Origin of the sequence: Asticcacaulis sp. (genome assembly GCF_035497195.1) — a bacterium.
Classification (GTDB): Bacteria; Pseudomonadota; Alphaproteobacteria; order Caulobacterales; family Caulobacteraceae; genus Asticcacaulis.
In genome coordinates, this window is record NZ_DATJDZ010000002.1 from 115,614 (window position 1) to 139,565 (window position 23,952).

Annotated in this window: 21 protein-coding genes; 7 read left to right on the top strand and 14 right to left on the bottom strand. The window is 58.7% G+C overall.

All coding sequences use genetic code 11. The features are described 5' to 3' along the window. Positions 1–87: 87 nt before the first annotated feature. Positions 88–585: a pentapeptide repeat-containing protein gene (locus VL130_RS00500; RefSeq protein WP_325359956.1), complete on the bottom strand. Its 498-nt coding sequence runs from the start codon at positions 583–585 to the stop codon at positions 88–90. A 63-nt stretch (positions 586–648) separates the two neighbouring features. Next, positions 649–3,438, bottom strand: a complete 2,790-nt coding sequence (locus tag VL130_RS00505; protein WP_325359958.1) for a ribonucleoside-diphosphate reductase — start codon at positions 3,436–3,438, stop codon at positions 649–651. Between the two features lie 226 nt (positions 3,439–3,664). Here VL130_RS00505 and VL130_RS00510 point away from each other — a divergent pair, with 226 nt between their 5' ends. Both VL130_RS00510 and VL130_RS00515 read left to right on the top strand, forming a co-directional pair. Then, positions 3,665–4,078 (top strand): NADH:ubiquinone oxidoreductase subunit NDUFA12, encoded by a 414-nt coding sequence (locus VL130_RS00510; protein WP_325359961.1) that lies wholly within the window; start codon positions 3,665–3,667, stop codon positions 4,076–4,078. Positions 4,079–4,089: 11 nt separating this feature from the next. Beyond that, complete coding sequence (locus VL130_RS00515) at positions 4,090–4,821, top strand: DUF2155 domain-containing protein (protein ID WP_325359963.1); 732 nt, start codon at positions 4,090–4,092, stop codon at positions 4,819–4,821. On the opposite strand, the gene aat is transcribed toward VL130_RS00515, so the two are convergent. The 5 genes from aat to aroQ all read right to left on the bottom strand — a co-directional run bounded on the left by aat (position 4,818) and on the right by aroQ (position 8,440). Next, positions 4,818–5,486 carry a leucyl/phenylalanyl-tRNA--protein transferase gene (gene aat, locus VL130_RS00520; RefSeq protein WP_414636182.1) on the bottom strand — a complete coding sequence of 223 codons (669 nt, stop codon included), beginning with the start codon at positions 5,484–5,486 and terminating at the stop codon, positions 4,818–4,820. The genes VL130_RS00515 and aat overlap by 4 nt on opposite strands. Positions 5,487–5,527: 41 nt before the next feature. After that, on the bottom strand, positions 5,528–6,007 hold the full coding sequence (locus VL130_RS00525; RefSeq protein WP_325359967.1) for a hypothetical protein: 480 nt from the start codon (positions 6,005–6,007) through the stop codon (positions 5,528–5,530). Between the two features lie 82 nt (positions 6,008–6,089). After that, the gene (gene accC / locus VL130_RS00530) at positions 6,090–7,463 is read right to left on the bottom strand and encodes an acetyl-CoA carboxylase biotin carboxylase subunit (RefSeq protein ID WP_325359969.1); all 1,374 of its coding nucleotides are present in this window, start codon (positions 7,461–7,463) and stop codon (positions 6,090–6,092) included. Positions 7,464–7,467: 4 nt separating this feature from the next. Continuing rightward, positions 7,468–7,959, bottom strand: a complete 492-nt coding sequence (gene accB, locus VL130_RS00535) for an acetyl-CoA carboxylase biotin carboxyl carrier protein (protein ID WP_325359971.1) — start codon at positions 7,957–7,959, stop codon at positions 7,468–7,470. Between the two features lie 40 nt (positions 7,960–7,999). Beyond that, positions 8,000–8,440 carry a type II 3-dehydroquinate dehydratase gene (gene aroQ / locus VL130_RS00540; RefSeq protein WP_325359973.1) on the bottom strand — a complete coding sequence of 147 codons (441 nt, stop codon included), beginning with the start codon at positions 8,438–8,440 and terminating at the stop codon, positions 8,000–8,002. Positions 8,441–8,548: 108 nt separating this feature from the next. On the opposite strand from aroQ, the gene thiS reads away from it, so the two are divergent. Further along, positions 8,549–8,746: a sulfur carrier protein ThiS gene (gene thiS / locus VL130_RS00545; RefSeq protein ID WP_325360082.1), complete on the top strand. Its 198-nt coding sequence runs from the start codon at positions 8,549–8,551 to the stop codon at positions 8,744–8,746. A gap of 4 nt (positions 8,747–8,750) precedes the next feature. Beyond that, the gene (locus VL130_RS00550; RefSeq protein ID WP_325359976.1) at positions 8,751–9,539 is read left to right on the top strand and encodes a thiazole synthase; all 789 of its coding nucleotides are present in this window, start codon (positions 8,751–8,753) and stop codon (positions 9,537–9,539) included. Here the strand turns inward: VL130_RS00550 and VL130_RS00555 are convergent, their stop codons facing one another. From VL130_RS00555 to VL130_RS00565, 3 genes are all read right to left on the bottom strand, one after another. Then, positions 9,540–10,310: a DsbA family protein gene (locus tag VL130_RS00555; RefSeq protein WP_325359978.1), complete on the bottom strand. Its 771-nt coding sequence runs from the start codon at positions 10,308–10,310 to the stop codon at positions 9,540–9,542. A 20-nt stretch (positions 10,311–10,330) separates the two neighbouring features. Then, a complete protein-coding gene (locus tag VL130_RS00560) occupies positions 10,331–11,740 on the bottom strand; it encodes a M48 family metalloprotease (protein ID WP_325359980.1) in 1,410 nt (469 codons plus the stop codon). Positions 11,741–11,862: 122 nt separating this feature from the next. Then, entirely contained in the window at positions 11,863–14,574 is a 2,712-nt protein-coding gene (locus VL130_RS00565) for an Rne/Rng family ribonuclease (protein ID WP_325359982.1), read from the bottom strand. Positions 14,575–15,192: 618 nt separating this feature from the next. On the opposite strand from VL130_RS00565, the gene VL130_RS00570 reads away from it, so the two are divergent. The 3 genes from VL130_RS00570 (at position 15,193) to prfB (ending at position 20,297) form a co-directional block, all read left to right on the top strand. Beyond that, a complete protein-coding gene (locus tag VL130_RS00570) occupies positions 15,193–16,407 on the top strand; it encodes an N-acetylmuramoyl-L-alanine amidase (RefSeq protein WP_325359984.1) in 1,215 nt (404 codons plus the stop codon). Positions 16,408–16,740: 333 nt separating this feature from the next. Beyond that, complete coding sequence (locus tag VL130_RS00575; RefSeq protein ID WP_325359986.1) at positions 16,741–19,107, top strand: penicillin-binding protein 1A; 2,367 nt, start codon at positions 16,741–16,743, stop codon at positions 19,105–19,107. Positions 19,108–19,174: 67 nt separating this feature from the next. Next, a protein-coding gene (prfB, locus tag VL130_RS00580) for a peptide chain release factor 2 (RefSeq protein ID WP_325359988.1) occupies positions 19,175–20,297 on the top strand; the annotation gives its coding sequence in 2 pieces (ribosomal slippage) (positions 19,175–19,243 and positions 19,245–20,297; 1,122 coding nt in all). On the opposite strand, the gene VL130_RS00585 is transcribed toward prfB, so the two are convergent. From VL130_RS00585 to VL130_RS00600, 4 genes are all read right to left on the bottom strand, one after another. After that, positions 20,294–21,298, bottom strand: a complete 1,005-nt coding sequence (locus VL130_RS00585) for a YihY/virulence factor BrkB family protein (protein WP_325359990.1) — start codon at positions 21,296–21,298, stop codon at positions 20,294–20,296. The genes prfB and VL130_RS00585 overlap by 4 nt on opposite strands. Before the next feature lie 121 nt (positions 21,299–21,419). Next, positions 21,420–21,968, bottom strand: coding sequence for a polymer-forming cytoskeletal protein (locus VL130_RS00590; RefSeq protein WP_325359992.1), 549 nt, complete (start codon positions 21,966–21,968; stop codon positions 21,420–21,422). Then, positions 21,952–23,097, bottom strand: coding sequence for a peptidoglycan DD-metalloendopeptidase family protein (locus VL130_RS00595; protein WP_325359994.1), 1,146 nt, complete (start codon positions 23,095–23,097; stop codon positions 21,952–21,954). The genes VL130_RS00590 and VL130_RS00595 overlap by 17 nt, the downstream gene beginning before the upstream one ends. 306 nt (positions 23,098–23,403) lie before the next feature. Further along, entirely contained in the window at positions 23,404–23,898 is a 495-nt protein-coding gene (locus VL130_RS00600; protein ID WP_325359996.1) for a peroxiredoxin, read from the bottom strand. Positions 23,899–23,952 lie beyond the last annotated feature (54 nt).

A 23,952-nucleotide genomic window follows, 5' to 3' on the forward strand; every position in this document is an offset into this window, starting at 1 on the left:
GCCCAACAGAAAAACCTCGCCTTTAGGGCGGGGCTTTTCTGTTGGAGAGAAGATGATGTGGGGGCACGGACCTCACGCCCCATATGGTTAGTGAACGACGCACACCGGAATACGCAGGCCGTGCGGCAGTTCCGTCGCTTCGTCACCGCAGGTCTGGTCGAGCTGGCGCTGTGTCAGCCCAATGGCCGAACCCATTTCCGCGCCGGAGAAATTGACGCCGCTCAGGATCGCGCCCTTGAAATTGGCGTGTTCGAGATAGGCCCCGACAAAATTGGCGTTGGTCAGGTTGGCGCCGGCAAAATTGACCCGGCCGAACAGGGCGGCGGAGCCATTGATGTCACGCAGATCGGCGCCGGCGAAGTTGGTGCCGTTAAAGATTCCCAGGCCCATATCGGATTGACGCAGGCGCGCACCAGCGAAATTCTTGTTCTTCAGGCTGCGATTGTTGAAATCGGCCTGAAAGAGATTGCAGCGCGGGCAGCTAGCGCCATTTTGTGCGCTTGATACCTGCGCAGCGCTTTGCGCCATAGCATGAGGGGCGCTGATAAAAGATGCGGCCAGCAGAGCCAGGACAATACGTTTCATAAAAGGACACCTTCGCTGATATTGCCGGAAGACCAGCAAGGGAAGGGCCAGTCAAGCCCCCCGTTACCGTTCTTCTACATCATCTTTCTCAAACGCCGGGTTAACTGCTTCCGGTTTTTTGCGATTGCCGAAGGGAACGACCACCAGATTATCGGTTGCCGTGCCGCGCGCGAATCCTTTTGAAATCAGTTGCGAGGCTGGCATGGCGTTGCTCGGTACATCGTCTGTTTCCGGCAGGTTCTCGCCGTGAAAATAGGCCTGCCCCAAGCCATCGGCGTTCAGTTCGGCCGGATCGGCATTGGAAAGATCGTCGCGATCGAGGTAGGAGATCGCCAGTTCGCGGAAGATATAGTCGAGGATCGAGGTGGCAGACTTGACACGATCATTGCCAGTCACCGGACCTGCCGGTTCAAAACGTGTAAAGACATAGGCGTCGACGAACTCATCCAGCGGCACGCCATATTGCAGGCCGATCGAAATGGCTATGGCGAAATTGTTCATCAATGAGCGGAAGGCGGCGCCTTCCTTGTGCATGTCGATGAAGATTTCACCGATCGAGCCGTCTTCATATTCGCCGGTATGGATATAGACCTTGTGCCCACCGACGCCGGCCTTCTGAATATAGCCCTTGCGGCGGTCCGGCAGCTTGGTGCGGGTCCGCTCGCGTTCGACAATTTTTTCGATGATCCGTGGCGCGGGCTTTTCGATAACCGGTTCTGGCGCAGACCGCTTTGGCGCGTCTTCGATGTCAGGGATGTCGAGGGCAAAATCGACAGGCGCCTCGGCGCGAACGACTGACACAGCACGCAGGCCCGAACTGGCGACCAGTGAATAGACCTTCATGACGTCGAGCACGCCCTGATCCCAGGCGAGATGGAAGGGTGCCGTGGCCGGGGCATCGATCAGGCTTTCAATCGATTGCCGCAGATGAATTTGCGCCTTGCGGCCAAGCGGCGCGAGCAATTGGTACGCCTGATCCGATACCAGCTTGAGCGCCTCGGCATCTTTATGGCCAAGGATATGGGTGGCGGCTTCCTGAATTTCTATAGAGGAAAAGCCCATTGTATCCAGCAGGTTCAGGGCAGGATCGGAGAGATCACTTTCGCTGAGTCCCCAGATGTCCTGGATAAAGGCCGCGTCGATATGGCGGACAGAGAAGACCTCAGCCAGCGAGGACGCGGTGAGCAGGGCGGCTTCCAGACGATTAAGCTCGAATTCGCTCAGGCCCTTTGATTTCAAGGTGGCGACATTGATATGTGGCGCGTCGATCAGGCTGCGGCTGCCGAGCAGGATGCCGCGTACATCACCCCAATTGTGAGAAGCGGCGCTCAAGCCTTTGATAACGCAGGCCTTGATCGTCGGCACAAAAACGCCGTCCTCGGTTTCCATGACGGTCATGAGGTCGCCGACGCCCTTGTCGCCCAGCGAAGCACCCAGACGCAGCGCCAGTTCGGCGTCATCGAACAGGGCCGTGACCTGTGCGTTGCGCAGGCCGGTCTTTTTCGCCAGTTTAAGCGCCGTCTGAGTCAGGTCGAGCGCTACCGATTTGAGGTCGGCATGACCTTTCAGGGCTGTGATCCGATAGAGACGCTGGCTCAGACGGTCGGTTTGCTCGGCCTTATCGGCGGCGAAACCGGCATAGGCGCCCAGATGCGTCGCAAGGGATGCCGAAGCATGGACGGCCGCGGCTTCAAATAGCGCGAAAATATGAATGGCGAGATCAACGCCCGGTGCTTCATTCAGGCTGAGGCCCTGGCCCATGATCGCTTCGCCGAGACCGGAGATGGTCAGAGCCAGTGGACGCGTGGCGGCCCGGCGCAGGCTGTCGTCGAGTGTCGCCGAAAAGCCGATAGCGGCTTCGATATCGAGCGCCTGAGTCCACAGGCTGACCGCATCAACGAAGGCCTCAACCGCAAACACACCGTCGTCCGAGAAGAAGCGCTCAATATTGATGGCGGCGCGGGCGGCGAGATTTTGCGCTTCAAGCGCTTCGGCATCCTGCGGCGCGAAGACGATATGGAGGGCGCCGGTTTCCAACGCCGTTTCGGCCGCCAGCACCGCCGACGGATCGCCGGCGCTAAGGAGGTCGCGTTCGCCGATAACGGCGCGCAAGCGAGGAGACGCAGCGTCCGGTGCGTGTGCCCGTGACCAATCAACCGGGGCAAGGCCCTGGCTGAGCTGGATTTGCCGGGCAATCAGGGCGTCAGAAGCGCCGAAACGCCTGGCCTTGGCGGCGGCGCGGGCGAGGGCCGGATTATGTTTCAGGCTGGCGCGCTGTTCACCTTCGGACCGCTCAATGGCGCTGGTGATGTCATCCAGCGCCTGGGCCAGCCGCGTTTGCGCCGCGGTCGCCAGGGATTTGGCACGCGCTTCGATCAATAGTTGATGTATGGCATTGCGGCCGGCATGATCATCAAGATAAAGCGGCGCGATTTCCGGCGCTTCCGGTAGCCAGTCGCCGGCGGTCGGATGGACACGGTGGCCGGACGGCAGGCCCATAGCGGGCGCAGCCAGGCCCGACAGCAGCGTCATTTCCAGCATGTCGGCAAATTCTGTCGCCGTCTTTGCATCAGAGAAATGGCCCAGTCGCAGCCCCCATTGCGCGATCCGATGGGCATAGCTGGCCAAGGCGCCATCGAAGGCGTCTTCTTCCGGATTGATGGATCTGGCAGTTGCGCCCGCCGGCAGGTCGCGCGGCAGCGAATCGGCCCAGTCGAGCCAGGCTTCGGCCTGAACCGATGTCAGGGCGCGCGGACACAAAACCTCGGCCAAACCCTTCAGGCGCTCTATCTCACGCAGCTCCAGATCAGACTCGGCAGCGAGCGCACGCAGGGCAGGTGAGAGGTACGACATGCCTTATCCTTGGGTTTAAGAGGCCTTATCCCCAGATGTAGCGTTAATTTCCGCAGGCATCAATAAATCTGGTGGATAAAGGGCGATTCATCCACAATATGTTGACGAAGTATTAAATCTCGCAGCGGGACAATATTTTCCGCACCCGCTTTACCTCGGCCGTGCGGCTCACTATAGATATGCGCAGGTTTCGGGGCCGTCACAGGCTCCACGCAAGGATATAACGATGCAATGGTTGCTTAATTTTCTCGCTCCCTCCTTTACCTGGTGGAACGGCGCCACGCTTGGCACGCTCTTTACGGTCGGTAAGCGCGGCCGCCCGGTGGGCACCGATGAGTTCGGCAATCGTTATTTCGAAGACCGCACATCGAAGAACAGCTATGATACAGGCCGCAAGCGCCGTTGGGTGCTGTATAATGGTTATGCCGATGCCTCGAAGATCCCGCCCGACTGGCATGGCTGGATGCACTATACCTACGACACGCCGCCTTCGGAAGAACCGCTGCGCCGCAAGGTCTGGGAAAAGCCGCACCTGCCGAATATGAGCGGAACGCCATACGCGCAATTCCCGCCGGGTTCTATGAACGCCGAGGCCGAACGCTCGAAAACGACCGGCGACTACGAAGCCTGGAAGCCGTAAGGAGACGTTAAATGAAACGCATTTCTGTTTCCGGCTATGCTCTGTTGGCGGCTGTGGCGGTGTGCGTTGTCATTCCGGCGTCCGCCCAGGTGCCCCCACCTGACCGGGGGGGGGATGGAGGCGATGCGCCGCATTATGTCGACAGCGCGGATTATGATCGGCAACCCTACTATGTCGATGGCGTGCAGTATAAACCCTATGTGCCCGAAAAGAAGAAGGCCAAGCCAGCGGCGGATAGCGTCAATCCCGCCGCTACGCCTGTAACGCCTGGCGATACGCCGCTCAATGAATTGCATCCCTATGTGCCGTCCGCACCGGTCAAGACAGCACAGGCGGATGCGCCTCAAAAAATGGCGGAGTCATCCGAAAGCGCTGTCAGTTACGCGCCCATGAAACGCCCGCGCTATGCCGTGGCGATTATCGAAGCGCTGGACAAGGTGACGGCGGAAAGCGTGCGTTTCGAGGCGCCCATCGGAAAGCCCATCCGCTACAAAGGCTTGATCTATACTGTGAAAGCCTGCGAGACCGCCGCCGATGACGAAGCGATGAGCGATGTCATGGCCTATGTACGGGTGCGCAGCAATCCGGTCGCGGCCACCAATACCTCGCCGGCGATAAAGTCGAAGGAAGTCTTCCGCGGCTGGACATTCGCATCGACGCCCAGCCTGAATCCGATTCAGCATCCGGTCTATGACGCCTGGGTGATCAGTTGCCGCCAGCCCTTGCCGGGCGCGGCGACCTAAAGCAGGGACATGACCATCTGGCCGGAAGCGGTACGTGGCAGGTCATAGAAATCTGTTTTCAGATCAATAGCTGCCGCCAGTTTTTCCAAATATTCGACCTTGGGCATTTCTATAACGCCGAACTGACGCAGGTGCTGCGTTTGAAACTGGCAGTCGAGCAGGGTGAACCCGCCGGTCCTGAGCCTGGCCACCAGATGGACAAAGGCGATTTTGGACACATCGCGGGCGCGTGACACCATGCTCTCCCCGAAAAACGCGCCGCCGATAGACACGCCGTAAAGTCCGCCGAGCAGGTTTTCGCCTTCCCAGACCTCGACACTATGCGCCAGACCGCGTGCGAACAGCGCCTGATACAGCGCCTGAATGGAATGGCTGATCCAGGTCGAGGTGCGATTAAGCGCCTCCTCGGCGCAAAGTTCAATGATCTGGGTGAAGGCGGTATCGATACGGACCGTGTAGGCGTCTTGCCGCACTGTGCGGGCCAGCCGCGAAGACACATGGAAATCGTCAAGCGGCAGGACACCGCGCATCGGCGGATCGACCAGGAACAGATAATCATCGTCGCGCGCATCGGACATAGGGAAGGTGCCGGTGCGATAGCAATTGATCAGGTCATCGAGGGTAAAGTCGGTCAAGGCAAGGCGAATCCGATGGTCAGACGCCATCAATACTATCTGGAGATCAGAAAGCAATAAGGTTCAAGAGCTTAAGTGCTCTTGCAATTGAAGCTGTCCATGATCTTGTTGGGGGTGCGTACATTGCCGAAGGGGGTAGTGGCGCCGTCCGTGAAACTGGTATGATAGGCGATGTCGCAGGTTTGCCCAGGTTTCGGCAGCATCTGATTTTTGTCGACATAGGTCGTGTGGACAGTATCCGGCGCATAGCCAGTTTTCGTGACGGGAATGACCAGCCAGTTCGTGATGTAGGCGAAGACAAACAGCGGCCTTTTGTAGGGCCCGATGTGCACGTCCTTGAGGACATAGGCATCGAAGGCGCGTGGCGGCAGGACATATTCCTTCGCCTGCACCGGCGTGCTGGCCAGCAAAATAAGAGGTATCAACCCCAGACCCAGATTCATCTTTGTCCAACGTTCAGAAGGCAATAAGCCGTTGTGATGCGTGACAATCTGGTCGAAACCAAGGCCGTTCCACACACCTTTTAACGCATCATAACGCAAAATGCGCATTAGCGAACAATGATATTATCTACGCGGGAAATGAACCTGACATGAATAAAAAGCCTTGTGTGAACAAGGCTTTTCAGGGTCATTAAGCTGGGTTGGCATGGGCTTCCTGTGCCTTGATCCAGTTTTCCAGCCAGTGGATATTATAGTCGCCCGTCTGGATGTCCTTTTCCTGTAACAGGTCAAGAAACAGCGGAATGGTCGTGTCGATACCGGTCACAACCGTTTCCCCCAGGGCGCGCTTGAGGCGGGCGAGGGCTTCCGGACGGTCGCGGCCATGAACGATCAGCTTGCCGACCAGCGAGTCATAATAGGGCGGGATAGCGTAGCCATTGTAAATCGCCGAATCGAGCCGCACACCGAGGCCGCCGGGCGCATGGAAATCAGTCACTGTGCCCGGCGACGGCACGAAGGTGCGGGCATTTTCGGCATTGATGCGGACTTCGATCGAATGGCCGCGCAGCTTGATATCGTCCTGGGTGAACGACAGCGGCAGGCCTTCGGCGATGCGGATCTGTTCGCGGACCAGATCGATATCGGTGACGTATTCGGTCACCGGATGCTCGACCTGCAAACGGGTATTCATTTCGATGAAGAAGAACTCACCATCTTCGTAGAGGAACTCGATCGTGCCGACGCCGAGATAACCGATTTTCTTGATGGCGTTGACGACGACCATGCCGATCTTGTCGCGCGCGGCCTCATCGATCGCCGGCGACGGGGCTTCTTCGAGCACCTTCTGGTGGCGGCGCTGCAAGGAGCAGTCGCGTTCACCAAGATGCACGACATTGCCGTGGCTGTCGGCGATTACCTGAATTTCGATATGGCGCGGCTTCTGGAGGTAGCGTTCCATATAGACCGTACCATCGCCAAAGGCGGCGGCGGCTTCGGTCTGGGCGGAGAGCACGGCTTCGGCCAGAGACTCACGGTCCTTGGCCACCTTCATCCCACGCCCACCGCCACCGGCGGCCGCCTTGATAATCAACGGGAAACCGATGCTTTCGGCGGCTTCCAAGGCTTCCTCGACTGTGGACACACCGCCGTCGGAGCCGGGAACGACCGGGATACCGGCATCCTTGGCAGCCTGCTTAGCGGTGATCTTGTCGCCCATCATGCGGATATGCTCAGGCTTGGGGCCGATAAAGGTCATGCCGTGCGCGCCGACGATCTCGGCGAAACGGGCGTTTTCCGACAGGAAGCCATAGCCCGGATGGATCGCCTGGGCGCCGGTGATTTCGGCGGCGGCGATGATCGACGGGATGTTGAGATAGGACTTGGAGGCCGATGCCGGGCCGATGCAGACGGACTCATCCGCCAGATGAACGTGCATGGCCGTGCGATCGGCTTCGGAATGGACGGCCACGGTGGCGATGCCCATTTCCTTGGCGGCACGGATGACGCGAAGGGCGATCTCGCCGCGGTTGGCGATCAGAATTTTGTCAAATGTCTTGCTGGTCATTGTCTTACTCGAAGACGACGAGCGCTTCGCCGAATTCGACGGGTTGGGCGTCGCTGACCAGGATTTGCGCCACCGTGCCTTCACGCGGCGATGGGATAGGATTCATGGTCTTCATGGCTTCGATGATCAGCAGGGTCTGGCCCTGCTTGACCTTGTCGCCGACCTTGATGAAGGCGGGCGTGCCCGGCTGGGCCTGCAGATAAACCGTGCCGACCATCGGCGACTTGATCGCGTCCTTGGCAATGGCAGGAGTTGCAGCAGCAACGGGCGCGGCATCGACCGCAGGGGCGGCGGCAGGCGCAGCCACAGGAGTGGGGGCATAGGCCTGGGCGTAGGAAACACCGGGGGCAGTCGTGAGTTGGCGCGCCACGCGGATCTTTAGACCGCCTTGTTCGACCTCGATCTCGGTCAGCTCGGTTTCCTTCAGGATGTCGGCGAGCTTGCGGATCAGCTTGGGATCGATGGGATCGGCAGCGGGAGCTTTAGGAGTCGTCATGTGATAACCTTGTACAAAGTCTTGAAAAATAAAGACTCTACTATTTAACTTGGGATAAAATGGCGCGAATGGCCAGTTCATAACCAATGGCGCCAAATCCTGCAATAACCCCGTTAGCCGCCAGCGACACATATGAGTGATGCCGGAAGGTCTCGCGGGCGTGCGGATTGGACAGGTGACATTCGATAATCGGAATGCTCAGGGCCTTCAAGGCGTCATAGAGCGCGACCGATGTGTGGGTGTAGGCGGCCGGATTGAGGATCAGGGCGTCAGCTTCGGTGCGGGCTTCCTGAATCCAGTCGACCAGTTGACCTTCATGATTGCTTTGCCTGAAAACCAGACCAAAATCTGTGCCTTCAAGCAAGGCGACGCAACGCGATTCGATATCGGCAAGGGTGTCGCGGCCATAAATTTCCGGCTCACGCATCCCAAGAAGGTTGAGGTTTGGACCGTTGAGGACATATATGGTCTTTTGGGACATGCAACCTGCCAGATACCGCGAAGCGGCTCTTGTAACGTGTCGCGGATAGGCTCACAAGCCGGACAACGCCGAATGGCGTCAGTTTCGGCAAAAAATGGCGTAAAAATGGTGAAAATTCTGTTGAATGGCGAGGAAAGGGAGGTTACGGCCTCCAATCTGACGGCCCTGCTCGGCGATCTCGGACTCGACGGCCGCAAGGTGGCCGTGGAAAAGAATCTCGAAATTGTGCCGCGTTCGACCTATCTGGCCACGCAGATCAATGATGGCGACCGGCTGGAAATAGTGCATTTTGTAGGAGGCGGCTAAGCCAATGGATGATCTTTCTTTGAAGCCCGAAACATGGACGGTCGCCGGCCGCACCTTTACGTCGCGCCTGATCGTCGGCACCGGCAAGTACAAGGATTACGCCCAGAACGCCGCCGCGGCCCGCGCTTCGGGGGCGGAAATCGTTACGGTCGCTGTGCGCCGGGTCAACCTGACCGATCCGAGCCAGCCGATGCTGATGGATTACGTCAAACAGGACGAATTCACATACCTGCCCAATACGGCGGGTTGTTTCACCGGCGAGGACGCCGTGCGGACCCTGCGCCTGGCGCGCGAAGCCGGCGGCTGGAACCTGGTCAAGCTGGAAGTCCTGTCCGATCCGAAGACGCTTTATCCCGAAATGGAAGAAACCCTGCGCTCGCTGAAACTGCTGGTGAAGGACGGCTTCGACGTCATGGTCTATTGTTCGGATGATCCGGTCTACGCCCGCAAGCTGGAAGAGGCCGGGGCGGCCGCCATCATGCCGCTGGCCGCGCCGATCGGTTCTGGCCTGGGTATCCAGAACCCCGTCACCCTGCGTATCATCATCGAGAACGCCAAGGTGCCAGTGCTGGTTGATGCCGGCGTCGGCACGGCTTCCGAAGCCGCCGAAGCGATGGAACTGGGCTGTGACGCGGTATTGATGAACACCGCCATCGCAGAGGCAAAAGACCCGATCCGCATGGCACGCGCCATGAAATATGCCGTCATGGCCGGGCGTGACGCCTACCTGGCGGGACGGATGCCGCGCAAGCTCTACGCCGATCCGTCTTCGCCGCTCGCCGGCCTGATCTGATTATTTACCAGAACGGGCGGCGGCAACCGCCTTTTCCAGCTCGTCGAGCTTGGCGCCGTCAATGACGGTATTGCCGATGATAAAGGTCGGCGTGCCGGTGATTTGGAGATCGGCGCCCAGTTGCAGCACCTTATCGATATGGGCCTTGACCTCTGCCGAGGCGGCGTTGGCCTTGACGGTTGCCGGATCAAGGCCCAGCTTGCCCAGAAGCGCGGTCATCTCAGCCTCGCTGCCGACCTGTTCGGTCATCAGGGCGTAGTGCACGGCTTCGTATTTACCGGCCTGCGCCGCGCCGAGCGCGAAGGCGGCGAGGGGGCGTGAGTTCTGGTTGATGACCGGATATTCCTTGACCACGATGGCGACATCCGGATTCTTCGCAAGGAAATCCTTCAGGACCGGTGTAGCGGCGCGGCAATAGCCGCAATTGTAATCAAGGAACTCGACGATCTTGATTTTGGCGTTCGGGTTGCCGAGAATCGGGTCAGCCTTATCATTGAACAGCGAGTCATGCTTGCTCTTGATCGCCGTGGCCATAGTCTTCGCCTTGTCGGCTTCGTTCTGCGAGTTCAGTTTGGCGCTGGCCTCATACAACATGGCCGGATGGCTCATCAGGCCCTTCTGGACCACAAAGCTTTGCACCTGCGGCACGACATAAGGGGCGCCGGCCAGCACCACCGCGAAGACAGCGAGGCCGGTCGTGATATTGGCCTGGGAAAACAGGTCTTTCAACAAGCTGGTGGATTTTTCGGTCGTTATCTTGGGTTCAGTCACTTAAAAAGCCTTGTTCATAATCAATTTTTGCGGCGACGCCTGGTTTCCCGATCGACCGGATCAATGCCCATTTCCGAGGAACTGGTCATGACGATGTCGCGGGCGCGACGGTATTCGGGGGAGGCGGCGTCGAGGTATTTCTGCGACCATACCGCAGAGGTGCGGGCCGCCATATAGTCGCCGTTGTAAAACTGGGCCTCGGCGGTGGACAAACGCGCCAGACCGGGTTGATTCAGGCCGTCATAAGCCTGCGCCAGCTGCTCCCAGGCAAAGCTGTCGTCTTCCTCGTATTTGATTGATTGCTGGAGATGCGTCACGGCGGAATTGAGGCTGTCCTTGTCGCCGACGGCGATGAGGGTCTGGCCAAGATTAAGCTGCAATAACGGCGCCTGCGGCATCAGGTCGACCGATTTTTGGTGCGCCGGGACGGCCAGGGCGGCGCGGCCGGTCTCAAAATAGATCTGGCCCTTCAGTTCCCACAGATAGGGATTGTTCGGCTGTTCTTCGATCAGCTTATCAAGCAAAACAATGGCCTGATCCCAGTTGCCCATCTTGTAGGTGGCGATCACGCGGGCATAGCGGGCCGGGTACGAGGTGTCGCTTTCGGGGTATTTCTGGAAGGTTTTGAGCGGGCTGTCCAGGAAGCCGGCGAGCTTGGCCTTGACGATATCGAACTCGGCGACGGTTTCCGGTGAATCGACCACGCCATAATGCGGCTGGCGCTGAGCGACGCCCTGCAAGGCCTGGATGCGTTCGCGGGAAAGGGGGTGGGTGCGGAAGAATTCGTAGCGTTCAGCGTTGCTGAAGGTTTCACTGTTCCTGAACTTGTAGAAGAAATCGACCAGACCTTTTGATGACATGCCGGCTTTTTCCAGCGCCTTGACGCCGGCGGCGTCGGCGGCGGATTCTTCGGTCTGGATATAGCGCAGTGCGCCGAGCGTACCGAAGGTGCCGGAACTGGCGGCAATACCGAGACCGGCATCCGGTGCGCCGGCCAGGGCGGCGATGACGCCGAGACCGAGTGAAATGGCCATTGGGGCGCGGGCGGCGCGTTCGATTTCATCGGTGCGCATCATGTGGCCACCGCTCAGGTGACCGGTTTCGTGGGCGATGACGCCGAAAAGCTGATTGGGCGTGTCGGCTTCCATGATGGTGCCGGTATTGATCCCGATACGTAAACCGAGTGTGGCGAAGGCATTTAGGTCATCGCTGGCGATCAGCAAGTAATGCACCTGGTCGGCGTCAAGGCCAGCGGCTTCGAGGATGGGCCGCGTCTGGGTTTTCAGGAAACCTTCAACCTCGGTGTCGCGGATAATGCTTTGTGTGGCCTGAGCCTGGGCGATGGCTGGTAAAAAGCTGATACCGGTCATCAGGCAGGCCGCGATGACGATCCGCGCCGCTTGTCGTCTCAGCGTATGAAAAGCCTGCATTCTCAAGACCCTGTTTAATCTCCGCCTGGCCGGATTCATTAGGCGGCAAGCGTGACAAATCTAAGGCGGGCATCGATCCATATCAATGCCCGCCCTGAAAGACTTTTACGCTTTTTCGCCGTTTAGCGGCGCCACCAGCCGCGCTTCGGTTTTTCCGGCGGCGCGACGATCTCATTGGGGTCAGCTACGACTTCTTGTTCCGGCGGCGCAACGGCGACGGTTTCGGTAATGGCCGGTTCCATCACGACTGGCTCCGGCACCTTCTTTTCCGCTTTTGCGCGGGAAGTCCGGGGGGCTTTTACCGGTGCGGTGATGGCTTCAACGAGCGACGCCTCGACGGGCGTCGTTTCGACCGTTTCGGCTTCCACGGCCTTCTTGCGGCTGCGGGTTTTGCGGACTGGTTTTGCGTCTTCGACAACGATCATGGGCGGTTCGCTGGCGGCGAAGGCGGCTTCCGGATCGACATAGACATCACGCGTCAGCGGCATGGGCGCGGTATCGTTCGCGGCGGCCACTTCATCGACGATCATTTCGACAGATTCAGTGGCGCCCTTGCGGTTACGGCGCGGGCGGGGCCTGCGGCCGGACGGGGCGCCGGCATTTTCAGGCACGAGCGAGGTTGGCCGTGTCGTTTCCGCACCCAAGGCCGAAGTCACCGCCTCGGCGATAGCGACTTGCGGTGAGGCCGCTTCTTTCAGGGCCTCGCGCGAGGCATCGGCGGAGCGGGCCGGCTGTTCGAAGCGCTTTTGCTGTTCTTCAAATGGATCGATCCAGACGTAGGGCGCTTCCAGCGACGGCGTGCGGGCGCGGACCCAGCTATAGGTTTCACGCGGACGGCTGTCGAAGCCAGCGCGACGGCCACCCCGGCGACCGCGACGACGACGGCCTTTACGCGCCTCATCGCTTTCACCTTCGGGACCGACGTCCTCGTCATCGCCTTCATCGCTCTCGGCGGCTTCGGTAACCGGACGGTCTTCGTTTTCGAAACGGTCACGCCCCCCACGACGGCGACGACGGCGCTTGCCATTGCGGCCACCATCCCGGTCTTCCCGTTCAGGGCGCTCGGCGCGTTCCGGACGTTCAGCATGCTTTTCACCGTCATCATCGTCGCTGTCTTCGGCTTCGATGGCTTCGTCCTCATCCTCTTCCTCAACCACGTCGGGCGTGGTGTCGAAGGCGATGGGTTCCGGGCGAACCGGGGCGACAAAATCGACTTCATCGGCGTGAACCGTACGGACGATCTGCACTTCAGTATGGCCGAGATCTGTGTCGATCTCGATATTGACCTTCAAGCCCCATTCGAGGCGCAGCTTCGACAGGTGAACCTGTTTTTCGTTGAGGATATAGAGCGCGACATCCATCGGCACCTTGACAGTGATGGCGCCGGCGCCATTTTGCATGGCTTCCATATCGATGGTGCGCATGGCCGAAAGCGCGGCGGAATCGACCGAGCGGATACGGCCCTGGCCTTCACAGTGCGGACAGACGATCGTCGTGCCTTCGAGGAAACCCGTGCGGCGTCGCTGGCGGCTGATTTCCATCAGGCCGAAACCGGAAATCTTGCCCATCTGGATACGGGCGCGATCCTCGGCCAGCGCGTCCTTCAGCTTCTTCTCGACAGCACGATTATTCTTCGATTCATCCATGTCGATGAAATCGATGACAATCAGGCCGGCGAGATCACGCAGGCGCATCTGGCGGGCGGACTCTTCGGCCGCTTCCATATTGGTCTTCAAGGCCGTAGCCTCGATATTGCGTTCCTTGGTCGACTTGCCGGAGTTGACGTCGATGGCGACGAGCGCTTCAGCCTGGTTGATGACCAGATAGCCGCCCGATTTCAACGGCACGACCGGCGAATAGATTTTCGAGATCAGATCCTCGACGCCATAACGGGCGAAAAGCGGCGTATTGGCCTTGTAGAGCTGGATCTTCTTGGCCTGGGACGGCATGATCATGCGCATGAAGTCCTTGGCGGACTTGTAGCCATCCTCACCTTCGACCAGCACACCGTCGAAATCCTTGTCGAACAGGTCGCGGATGGCGCGCTTGACCAGATCCTCTTCCTCGTAAATTAGGGCCGGGGCATTGGATTTCAGCGTTGTTTCGCGGATGGTTTCCCAGACGCGCAGCAGGTAATCGTAGTCGCGCTTGATCTCCAGCTTGGTGCGCTTGGCACCGGCCGTGCGGACGATCAGGCCCATGCCGTGCGGCACGTCGAGGCTCTGCACCAGCGTTTTCAGGCGCTTACGATCGGAGGTATTGGTGATCTTGCGCGAAATGCCGCCGCCACGCGCTGTGTTGGGCATCAGCACGCAATAGCGGCCGGCCAGCGACATGTAGGTGGTGAGGGCCGCGCCCTTGTTGCCGCGCTCTTCCTTAACGACCTGAACGAGCAGGATCTGGCGGCGCTTGATGACTTCCTGAATCTTGTAGCGGCGGATCAGGTGTTGACGCAGGCGGCGTTCTTCATCCGGCAGGTCGTCGTCGTGGTGATCGTCGTCCTCGGAGTCGTCTTCATCGTCGGCATGACCATTGTTAGCCTGAGCCTGCGCGGCAAGCTCCGCCATCAGCTTTTCGCGGTCGGCGACCGGGATCTGATAATAATCAGGATGGATTTCGTTGAACGCCAGGAAGCCATGACGGTTTCCGCCGTATTCGACGAACGCCGCCTGGAGGCTGGGTTCTACGCGCGTAACCTTGGCAAGATAAATATTGCCACGGAGTTGTTTTCTGGCATGGCTTTCGAAATCAAACTCTTCGACGCGGCTTCCGTTCATCACGACGACACGGGTCTCTTCCGTGTGCGTCGAGTCGATTAACATTGTCTTTGACATTAAAGGTATCTCCGGAGCGCTCGGACGCATCCAACCGCCGGGCCTTGGTCCGGGCAGGGATAAAAGCGTGGCGCTGATAGGGGGTAAGGAGGCGCGCGCAGGCGAGGACGACGTTTAAGGCATCTGTCTTCGGTGTATAGCGGTTGAGGCTCAAGGCGCAGCCCATTAAGGTATTGTTCCAAACGCAATATCTGCGCGCTGTATGGCCGCGCAAATTCATAAAGGTGTGATGCGGGTTCCGGGCGAAAGCACTTTCATTTCCCCCGGCATGGTTGCCGAAACAGGCACAAAAGCGAGATAGGCGCGCGGCGCCGTTATCACAAGGGTTCGTCATAATCAGTCGGCGAAAAGTCTGCGCTTTGGCCGGACTCATAGAGAGCGATACCCTTTTGTCACATGTTCGTAAAAAGCGGGATACGTCAATCTAATTCTTTTTATGCGCCGGACGAGACACATTTTTGCCCGAAGGCAGGCCTCCTTAACCTCATGGCAACCTTATTCGTTAAAGGAAAAGAAACCGTACCCTTTAATCGTATTTCTACATCCGTGTGGCAATGTGATGGGAGTGCCGGAGAATACCGGCCAAAAACACACATAATGTGGTGCGTGGAGTAGTGAATGTTTCGACGGTTTGACGTCCTTGCCAATGCGAAGACAATCCTGAAGGCGGTAACGCTGGCAGGACTTGTGTGCGCGACCGCCTTTATTGCGCAGCCGGTGTTGGCGCAGAGCGGCGACGTGGTTAAGGTGCGCCTGGGCGGTGACGCCTCGCAGACGCGCATCGTCATCGAACTGGAAAAGTCGGTCGCAGCCAAGATCGTCACGCGCGGCACCGAAACCGATCGTCAGGTTATCGCCTTGCCGGATATCGATCTTGATAAAACCATGACCGGGCAGGGGCAGGGACTTGTCAGCGACTGGCGCCTGGAAAACCTGGCTGGCAGTGTCCGCCTCAAGCTCAATTTCAAATCCGGCGCCAGGATTTACCGTCGCTTCCTTCTGCCGCCGGCCGATGGCGTGAGCGTTTACCGTTATGTCATCGATATCGTGCCGCAAAATGCGGATACGGCCAGTCAGCTCCTGGCGTCGATCCCGGTCGTCGCCACGGTTGCACAGGTGCCGGCCAAGGCGCCTGCCAAAAACCGCAAGAAGGTTATCGTGATCGACGCCGGCCACGGCGGCAAGGACCCCGGCGCGCATGGCGGCAAGAGCCTGGAAAAAGATATCAATCTGGCTGCCGCCAAGGCACTGCGCTCGGCGCTGGAAAAGACAGGCCGCTACACGGTCATCATGACGCGCGATACCGACAGCTTTGTTGATCTGCCCGCGCGTGTGCGTATCGCCCGTTCGGCCAATGCGGACCTGTTCATTTCGCTGCACTCGGATTCCGGCGGTGACGGCAATACCCGCGGCGCCTCCATCTATACCCTGTCGGATTCCGGCACCGAACGCGCCGCCAAAAAGGCCCTGGTCAAAGGCGACTGGTCGCAGGGCGAGCCGCCGGCCGACGCCATTGTCAGCCGTATCCTGATCGACCTCACGCAACGCGCCACCAAGAATCGTTCCGCCACATTCGCACAGCTGGTCATGGATAATATCGATGATTCGACGCCATTGTTGAAATCCAGCCAGCGCCAGGCCGGTTTCGTGGTCCTGCTGGCGCCCGACGTGCCAGCCGTGTTGCTGGAGATGGGCTTCGTCAATAATCCGCAGGATGAGGCGTTGCTCAATGATCCAGGACATCGCGCTGTCATGATGGGGCAGGTGGCCAAGGCCATCAACAAATACTTCGAGAACAGTGTACAATATGCCTCGTTTGCCGGCCTTAATTAAACGCTGAACAACCAATTGAAAGTCTTGAAGCCCTGTTGTTTACGACAGGGTTTTTCATTTGCCTGCGCTTATGCTTCCACGCGAATTCGGGCGTATGCGGCTCGCGCGGATGAAATTTCATCGAATGGCTTTGCCTGACAGCCGGTCTTTGCTAAGTGTATCGTCATTAATGCGCTCATAGGCCGCGCAGGCTCGCCGCACTTGCGGCGACGGGCTTCGCCCTTGCCAAGCCTGTAAGGCTTGGCGGCGCGGAGCAGCCGCCTGAGTATCGGTGTTGGAGGTTGTTTGCTAAGGTCATCTGAACGTTGGTTCGCCATGGCAGGCGTTGTCGTGATGAGCGCTGTGGCTATAGCAGGCTTCGCGGTCGCCATCTATGCCGCGTGGCTGTTTCATGACATGCCCGATGGTAGCGAACTGGCTGATTTCCATCCGGTTACCTCCGCGCGTGTGTTCGCCTGGGACGGCACACTGATCGGCGAATACGGCCAGGAACGCCGCATCTATGTGCCCTATAACCGGATGCCGACCCGGGTGACCCAGGCCTTCCTCGCCGCCGAAGACCGCAACTTCTTTACGCACAACGGCGTTGATGTCAGCGGCGTGTCGCGCGCCATGGCCAAGAATGTTTTCAATCTTCTGAGTGGAAGACGTTTCGAGGGCGGTTCGACGATTACCCAACAGGTGGCAAAGAATCTGCTGCTGAATAATGAGCGCACGGTCGGGCGCAAGCTCAAGGAAGTCATCCTGGCACGTCGGCTGGAAAATTCGCTGCCCAAGGAACAGATTCTTGAGCTGTACCTCAACGATATCTATCTTGGTTATCGCTCCTATGGCGTGGGGGCGGCGGCCTTCAACTATTTCGGCAAGTCGCTCGATCAGCTTTCCTTAAGTGAAATGGCATTTTTGGCTGCTCTGCCGAAGGGGCCGGAAAATTACCGCCCGTCGAACCACAAAGCCGCCGCTATCGGCCGTCGCAACTGGGTGCTTGGCGAAATGGCCAAGGCCGGCTGGGTGACGCGCGAAGAAGCTGCCGCCGCCATGCAGGACGATCTGATTATCCAGGACAAACCGCGCCGCGCCAAGTACCAGGACGCCGACTATTTCGTCAGCGAAGTCGAACTGCGCGCCAAGAAGCTGTTCAACGACGCCATCTATACCGAGGGTTATTACGTCAAGACGACGCTGGATCCCAAGCTTCAGACGATGGCGCGTGAAGCGCTGATGAGCGGACTGGAAACCTATGACCGCCGCCACGGCTGGCGCGGGGCGTGGGGCAATATTCCCGTCACCGGCAATTGGGAAAAAGAAGCCTTGCAGGCGGAAAATACCTTGCCGGAATCGCGCCGGGCGCCGTCCGAACGCGCGGACTGGCAGGTCGGAATGATCGAGAAAAGCAGCGGTTCGGTGCGGGCGATCGATGGCGGACAGGGTGTGATCCGTCCCGACGACCTCGCCTGGGCGCAGGCGACGCGCAAGATAAAAGCCGGTGATCTGGTCTATGTTTCGCAAGCCTCTTCCGGGGTTTATCGTTTGCGCCAGGTGCCGAAGGTCAATGGCGCGCTGGTGGCCGTCGATCCCTATTCGGGCCGAATCGTCGCTATGGTCGGCGGCTATAGCTATTCACTATCTAAGTTCAATCGCGCCACGCAGGCCCTGCGTCAGCCGGGGTCTTCGATCAAGCCTTTCGTCTACGCGGTGGCCCTGTCAAAGGATTTCACGCCAGCCTCAATGGTTGATGACGGCCCTATCAGCATGATGGGCGGCGATGGCAAGATGTGGACGCCATCGAATTATGAGCATGACTATCTCGGTATGCAGCCGATCCGGCGCGGCCTGGAGCTATCGCGCAACCTGATGACCGTGCGTCTGGCGCAGAAGGTCGGCATCAAGCCGGTGACACAGGGCATCGTCAATTTCGGTGTGCTTGACAAGATGCCCCCGGAGATGTCGATGGTTCTCGGCGCCGGTGAAGTTAATCCGTACCGCCTGACCAACGCCTATTCGATCTTTGTGAATGGGGGCCGGAAGGTGAAGCCACACCTGATCGATGAGGTTCAGGATCGTAACGGCAAGGTGGTCTACAAGGCGGATGAACGCAACTGTCCGGCCGCCTGCACCGCCGATTTCGATGGCCTGGAAAGTCCGCGCCTGTCGCCGCAGGGCGATGTCGTGCTCGATCCGATCACGGCTTATGAAATCAATTCGATGCTGCAAGGCGTTATCCAGCGCGGTACGGGCGCAGCGGCGCGGTCGCTCGGCATCCCTATGGGTGGCAAGACCGGCACGACCAATGACTACCGCAGCGCGTGGTTCGTCGGCTATACGGCTGACCTGGTGGTCGGCGTCTTTGTCGGCTTCGATGACAACAGTACGCTTGGCAATCATGAAACCGGCGCCGTCTCCGCTTTGCCGATCTGGATGGACTTCATGAAGAACGCCAACGCCGGCAAGCCGAACCGTGAGTTCAATAAGCCCAGGGATGCGGTCTATATGTCGGTGCATGGCGTCGAAGAAGCCTTCAAGCTGGGCACGGAGCCGAAATATACAGCGGCCCCCGTCGAGGATGATGGCCCCAAACCCTATCTTGACGCCTGGTCGGATGATGGCGATACCAGCGGCCCGGTGACGGTTGTGCCGGCCGAGGAACCGCCACCGCCGTCAAAGAAGAAAGCGTCTGACGGCGGTGGGACTCTTTATTGAGGTATGACGCTTGTCATTCCGGACGGCGCTCTGTAAACCCGCCATTCATTATTTTTGGGAATTAGCCATGCGTTTGGATATCGAAGCGTCCGCTTCCGAGATCGAGCAGTCCATCGGACTGCTCAGGAGGCGTCTTTGACTGGGATGTCGCATTAAGACATCTCGATGAGTTGAATGCCCGGTCGGAGGACCCGACCCTGTGGGACAAGCCGGAAGCGGCGCAGACCCTGATGCGGGAACGCAATAAGCTGGCCGCCTCGGTCGAGTCTGTTCGTTCCATCGAAAAGGAACTGAAAGACGCCATCGAATTCGCCGAACTGGGCGATATGGAAGGCGACGAAAGCCTGATCGAGGAGGCGCGCGGTCTGTTGAAAGACCTCAAGGCGCGTACCAGTCGCGCCGAACTGGAAGCGCTGCTTTCCGGCGAAGCCGACGGCAATGACGCCTATCTCGAAATCAATTCCGGTGCCGGCGGCACCGAATCCAATGACTGGGCAGGCATCCTGCTGCGCATGTATACGCGCTGGGCCACGGCGCACGGCATGTCAATCGATGTCGAGGAAGAAACCCAGGGCGAACAGGCCGGCATCAAGTCGATCACGCTCAAGGTATCGGGCGAAAACGCCTATGGCTGGCTGAAGACCGAGGCCGGCGTTCACCGCCTGGTGCGGATTTCACCGTTCGACTCCAACGCCAAGCGCCATACCTCGTTTGCTTCGGTCTGGGTCTATCCGGTCGTTGACGACACCATCGTTATTGATATCAATCCGGCTGACGTCCGCACCGACACCTATCGCGCCTCCGGTTCCGGCGGCCAGCATATCAACAAGACCGATTCCGCCGTGCGCCTGACGCACATCCCGACGGGGATCGCCGTCGCCTGTCAGGCCGGCCGGTCGCAGCACGCCAACCGCGATGAGGCGTGGAAGATGCTGCGCGCCCGGCTCTATGAACAAGAATTGCAGAAACGTGAAGCCGCGCAGCAGGCGCTGGAAGATTCCAAGACCGATATCGGCTGGGGTCACCAGATACGCTCTTATGTGTTGCAGCCTTACCAGATGGTCAAGGACCTGCGCACCAATGTCGAGACGTCGGATACGCAGGGCGTGCTCGATGGCGATCTTGACGCCTTTATGGGGGCCTCTCTGGCGCAGCGCGTCGGCGTGACGCGTGACGGCGTGGAAATCTAAAGCTCCGGCTTGGCGATTTCAGCGCCGTCTGTCGTTTTGGCGACATTGACCACCTGGGCCTTGTCGGCATCAATGGCGTCCTTGCCGGACACAATTGATGCCGGGGCCTTGCGGCGGCCTTTCTTGATGATGAGTTGCGCACCCATATAGCGGGAATAGACCTGGGTAAATTCCGCGCCCAGGAAGAAAATCTGCGTCGAATAATAGATCCAGATCAGCACGACAATCAGCGAACCCGCCGCGCCATAGGCCGAACTGAAGGCGCTCTGGCCAAGGTAAATGCCGATCAGGAACTTGCCGAGTGTAAACAGGATAGCCGTGATCGCCGCGCCGATCCACACATCGCGCCACTTGATATGGACGTCGGGCAGCACCTTGAAGATCATGGCGAACAGGACGGTGATGACGCTGAATGAAATCACCAGATTGACGATATGAAGGATCAGGGTGATCGGGATCAGGCCTTCAAAAAAAGCGCTGATGGCTGAGAGCGCGGCGGAAATCACCAGGGCGATCAACAGCAAAAAGCCTATGCCCACGATCATGGCGAAGGACAGCAGACGTTTCTTGATGAACCAGGTCCAGTGGCCGTTCTCGCGCTCTTCAACATTCCAGATGGTGTTGAGGGCATCCTGCAACTGGGCGAAAAAGCTGGTGGCCGAGATAATCAGGGTGACGATACCGATCAGGCTGGCGATATAGCTGGCTTTCGGATTGCTGGTGCTGGCCAGCATCGACTGGATGGCGCCGGCGCCCTGGTCACCGATCAGGCCGCGGATTTCATCGAAAATATAGCCACTGACCGCATCACGTCCAAACGCCAAGCCCGCCATTGCGATGACGATCAGCAGCAGCGGCCCGATGGACAGCATGCTGTAGAAAGCCAGGGCGGCGCCGAGGCGCGGCACCTTGTCGTCATTCCATTCCCGGATGGTTTCCTTGAAAATGAACCAGAAGGCCGGAAGTGTCAGGGGCGGGCGCTTGCGAGGTGTATCCGTCATGAGGAGCCGCCGGTGAGAAAGGAATCAAAAACGCGAATATGAGCATAAAGGAAATAAAGAAAAAAGCCGGAGAAGATGACTTCCCCGGCTCTTAACAAGACTGTGTTCGGCGCGCGATATCCTATTTCAGATCAGAAAGCGCATTCAGATCGTAGCTGTTCAGGCTCGGTGCGCCAAAATCGGACGGCACGGCGGGCGCGCTTGCAGCGGCGGCGACGGTTATGGGTTCAGCCCGGCGGCTTTGCAGGCAGCGGCCCTGGAAGAAAGCGCCGACATCGATGGCCAACTGGTCATGGGTGATGTCACCCTCGACATAGGCGGTGGCTTGCAGCTTGATCTGCTTGCCGGTAATCGAACCGACGATGCGGCCGCGCACTTCGATGGTTTCGGCCTCGACCTTGCCTTCAATGTTGCCGGATTCACCGACGATCAGATGGCCGACCTTGACGTCTCCGCGCACGGTGCCATCGAGGTGCAGATCGCCATTGCCTGTGATATTACCTTCGATCAGCAGGCCTGCGCCGAAGCTGGACAAGGGACGTGCCCCTGTGCCCACGGCAGACTTGGCCCGGTTCAGGTTGACATTGGGCGTCTCCAGCGGCGGAACGACGATGGGCGTCGGTTGCGACTTGGCGGCGGGTGGGGTCGGTTTGTTAGTTTTGTTGAACATAATCTCCAGCCTTTAAGAAACGTGCGGGGTTTTGAGCGCGACCATTTTGCCAGACTTCATAGTGAAGGTGGTTGCCGGTCGAGCGGCCTGTGCTGCCCATGGAGGCGATGCGCTGATCGACAGCGACACGTTGTCCGGGTTTGACGCTAGCGGATGCCAGGTGGGCGTAGCGGGTCTTGAAGCCATTACCGTGATCGATCTCGACCACATTGCCATAGCCGGTGCGGACGCCGACAAAGGAAACGACGCCGGGCGCGGTCGAATAGATCGGCGTCAGGTAAGGTCCTGCAAAATCCTGGCCACTGTGCATGTGGGGCCGGTGATTGAAGGGATCGAAACGGACGCCGAAACCGCTGCTTTCACGCGTGCCGATGGTCGGGCGGTCGAACGGAAGGCGCTGGGCGCTGTTTTGCAGGCCGCGCATATCACTCAGGTCCATGGCGGCGTTGCGGATGCGCTCGGCGAAATCTTCATCGACACCCAGGAAACTGGCCAGGGCCTTGTTGTCCTTGGCTTCGGTCAGCGGATTGCCGCTTTTCCCGCCGGCGAAAGCTTGGGGATTGAGTCCGGCGATGCGGAAGGCGAGCCGCAGCTTTTCGGCGCGCGTCTTGGCGAATACCTCGGCCTGGCTGACCATGCGTTCCTGCTCGGCGCGCACCGAATAGATGCGTTCGACCGGGGGCAGGCTGTCTTCGATCGGGGCGGGCGCCAATGCCGCCATGGCGCCGGGTACGCCCTTGAAGTCCTTGAGGAGAGTCACCAGGCCCTGGTGGCGGGATTCAACCGTTTTGGCGAGATCTTCCAGCGAACCGCTGTTGGCGGTGGCCTGTTGGGTGGCGATATCGAGCCTGGCCTGGCGGTCGGCGATCCAGCGCTCCGACTGGGCCTTGACCATACGGAGTTGATTTTCCGAACCGGCACCGTGGCTGGCGGCAAAAAACAGGGTGAAGCCGGTCGAAATCGCCAGCCAGGTGACCAGGGCCGAGGTGAAAATCATCAGGACAAGCTGCTTGCCGGGAGTTAGAACATAGCCACGCGTTTCCGCACCCGAACGGATGTAGAGCTGACGTTCCGGAAATATAGATTCCATCCAGCCGCCCAAGCGGCCATAGCTTGTCTTACTCGTCATCACCCGCGCCCTCAACCTTCTGTTAACTATGCCTTTGCGGCGTTAATTGCGCAAGATGTATATCGCGCGGGGCGAGGCATGGCTGAGATAAGGATGGTAATTCCTAATAAAAACAGAATATTAAGCAGGGTGGTCATAGCCTGTGTCCCAATATGGATGCCTGTGATCAGGCTGTTTCAAGATTGGTGCCGCCAGGTATTTACTAAAAAATCGCCTTCCAGGCGAGTTGTGGATAAGGTTTGAAAAAACCCGAAAACAAAAGGGCCGGGGTTGTGGGTAATTTCACTAAACTGTCATTAAAATGACTTAAGCGATTTTTAGAGATTTCAAGGCGCTTAAAACCTCATCAATGTGGTTTTTAACCTTGACCTTGCGCCAGACTTTCCTGATCACACCTTGCGGATCTATAATAAAGGTCGAACGATCAGTTCCCATATAGATGCGGCCATACAACTTTTTTTCGCCCCATGAGCCGAAAGCGGCGATGGTGGACGTATCAGGATCGGACAGAAGCGGCATCCGCAGACCGTATTTGGTGATAAACTTATCGTGATCCTTCAGGCTGTCCTTGGACACACCATAGAGTTTCGCGCCCAGTTTCGCGAATTCCGGCAGGGCCTCGGAAAAGGCACAGGCCTCCTGTGTGCATGTCGGGGTATTGTCGGTCGGGTAGAAAAACAATACCGCCCATGATCCTTTCAGATCAGCAAGCGAGACGTGACCGCCGGCACTGGAAGCCAGGGTGAAGTCAGACGCCGCGTAGGGCGCGAAAGAAGTTTCCGTTTTCAATGATTTCGCCATGACATAGCCTCGCTCTGTATCTAAAGAAGAATAGGATGCGTTAACGCTCTTTTG

Coding starts and splice junctions, on each gene's coding strand:
- VL130_RS00500 (WP_325359956.1), bottom strand. CDS start 585: ATGAAACGTATTGTCCTGGCTCTGCTGGCCGCATCTTTTATCAGCGCC.
- VL130_RS00505 (WP_325359958.1), bottom strand. CDS start 3,438: ATGTCGTACCTCTCACCTGCCCTGCGTGCGCTCGCTGCCGAGTCTGAT.
- VL130_RS00510 (WP_325359961.1), top strand. CDS start 3,665: ATGCAATGGTTGCTTAATTTTCTCGCTCCCTCCTTTACCTGGTGGAAC.
- VL130_RS00515 (WP_325359963.1), top strand. CDS start 4,090: ATGAAACGCATTTCTGTTTCCGGCTATGCTCTGTTGGCGGCTGTGGCG.
- aat (WP_414636182.1), bottom strand. CDS start 5,486: ATGGCGTCTGACCATCGGATTCGCCTTGCCTTGACCGACTTTACCCTC.
- VL130_RS00525 (WP_325359967.1), bottom strand. CDS start 6,007: ATGCGCATTTTGCGTTATGATGCGTTAAAAGGTGTGTGGAACGGCCTT.
- accC (WP_325359969.1), bottom strand. CDS start 7,463: ATGACCAGCAAGACATTTGACAAAATTCTGATCGCCAACCGCGGCGAG.
- accB (WP_325359971.1), bottom strand. CDS start 7,959: ATGACGACTCCTAAAGCTCCCGCTGCCGATCCCATCGATCCCAAGCTG.
- aroQ (WP_325359973.1), bottom strand. CDS start 8,440: ATGTCCCAAAAGACCATATATGTCCTCAACGGTCCAAACCTCAACCTT.
- VL130_RS00550 (WP_325359976.1), top strand. CDS start 8,751: ATGGATGATCTTTCTTTGAAGCCCGAAACATGGACGGTCGCCGGCCGC.
- VL130_RS00560 (WP_325359980.1), bottom strand. CDS start 11,740: ATGCAGGCTTTTCATACGCTGAGACGACAAGCGGCGCGGATCGTCATC.
- VL130_RS00565 (WP_325359982.1), bottom strand. CDS start 14,574: ATGTCAAAGACAATGTTAATCGACTCGACGCACACGGAAGAGACCCGT.
- VL130_RS00570 (WP_325359984.1), top strand. CDS start 15,193: ATGTTTCGACGGTTTGACGTCCTTGCCAATGCGAAGACAATCCTGAAG.
- VL130_RS00575 (WP_325359986.1), top strand. CDS start 16,741: ATGAGCGCTGTGGCTATAGCAGGCTTCGCGGTCGCCATCTATGCCGCG.
- VL130_RS00585 (WP_325359990.1), bottom strand. CDS start 21,298: ATGACGGATACACCTCGCAAGCGCCCGCCCCTGACACTTCCGGCCTTC.
- VL130_RS00590 (WP_325359992.1), bottom strand. CDS start 21,968: ATGTTCAACAAAACTAACAAACCGACCCCACCCGCCGCCAAGTCGCAA.
- VL130_RS00595 (WP_325359994.1), bottom strand. CDS start 23,097: ATGACGAGTAAGACAAGCTATGGCCGCTTGGGCGGCTGGATGGAATCT.
- VL130_RS00600 (WP_325359996.1), bottom strand. CDS start 23,898: ATGGCGAAATCATTGAAAACGGAAACTTCTTTCGCGCCCTACGCGGCG.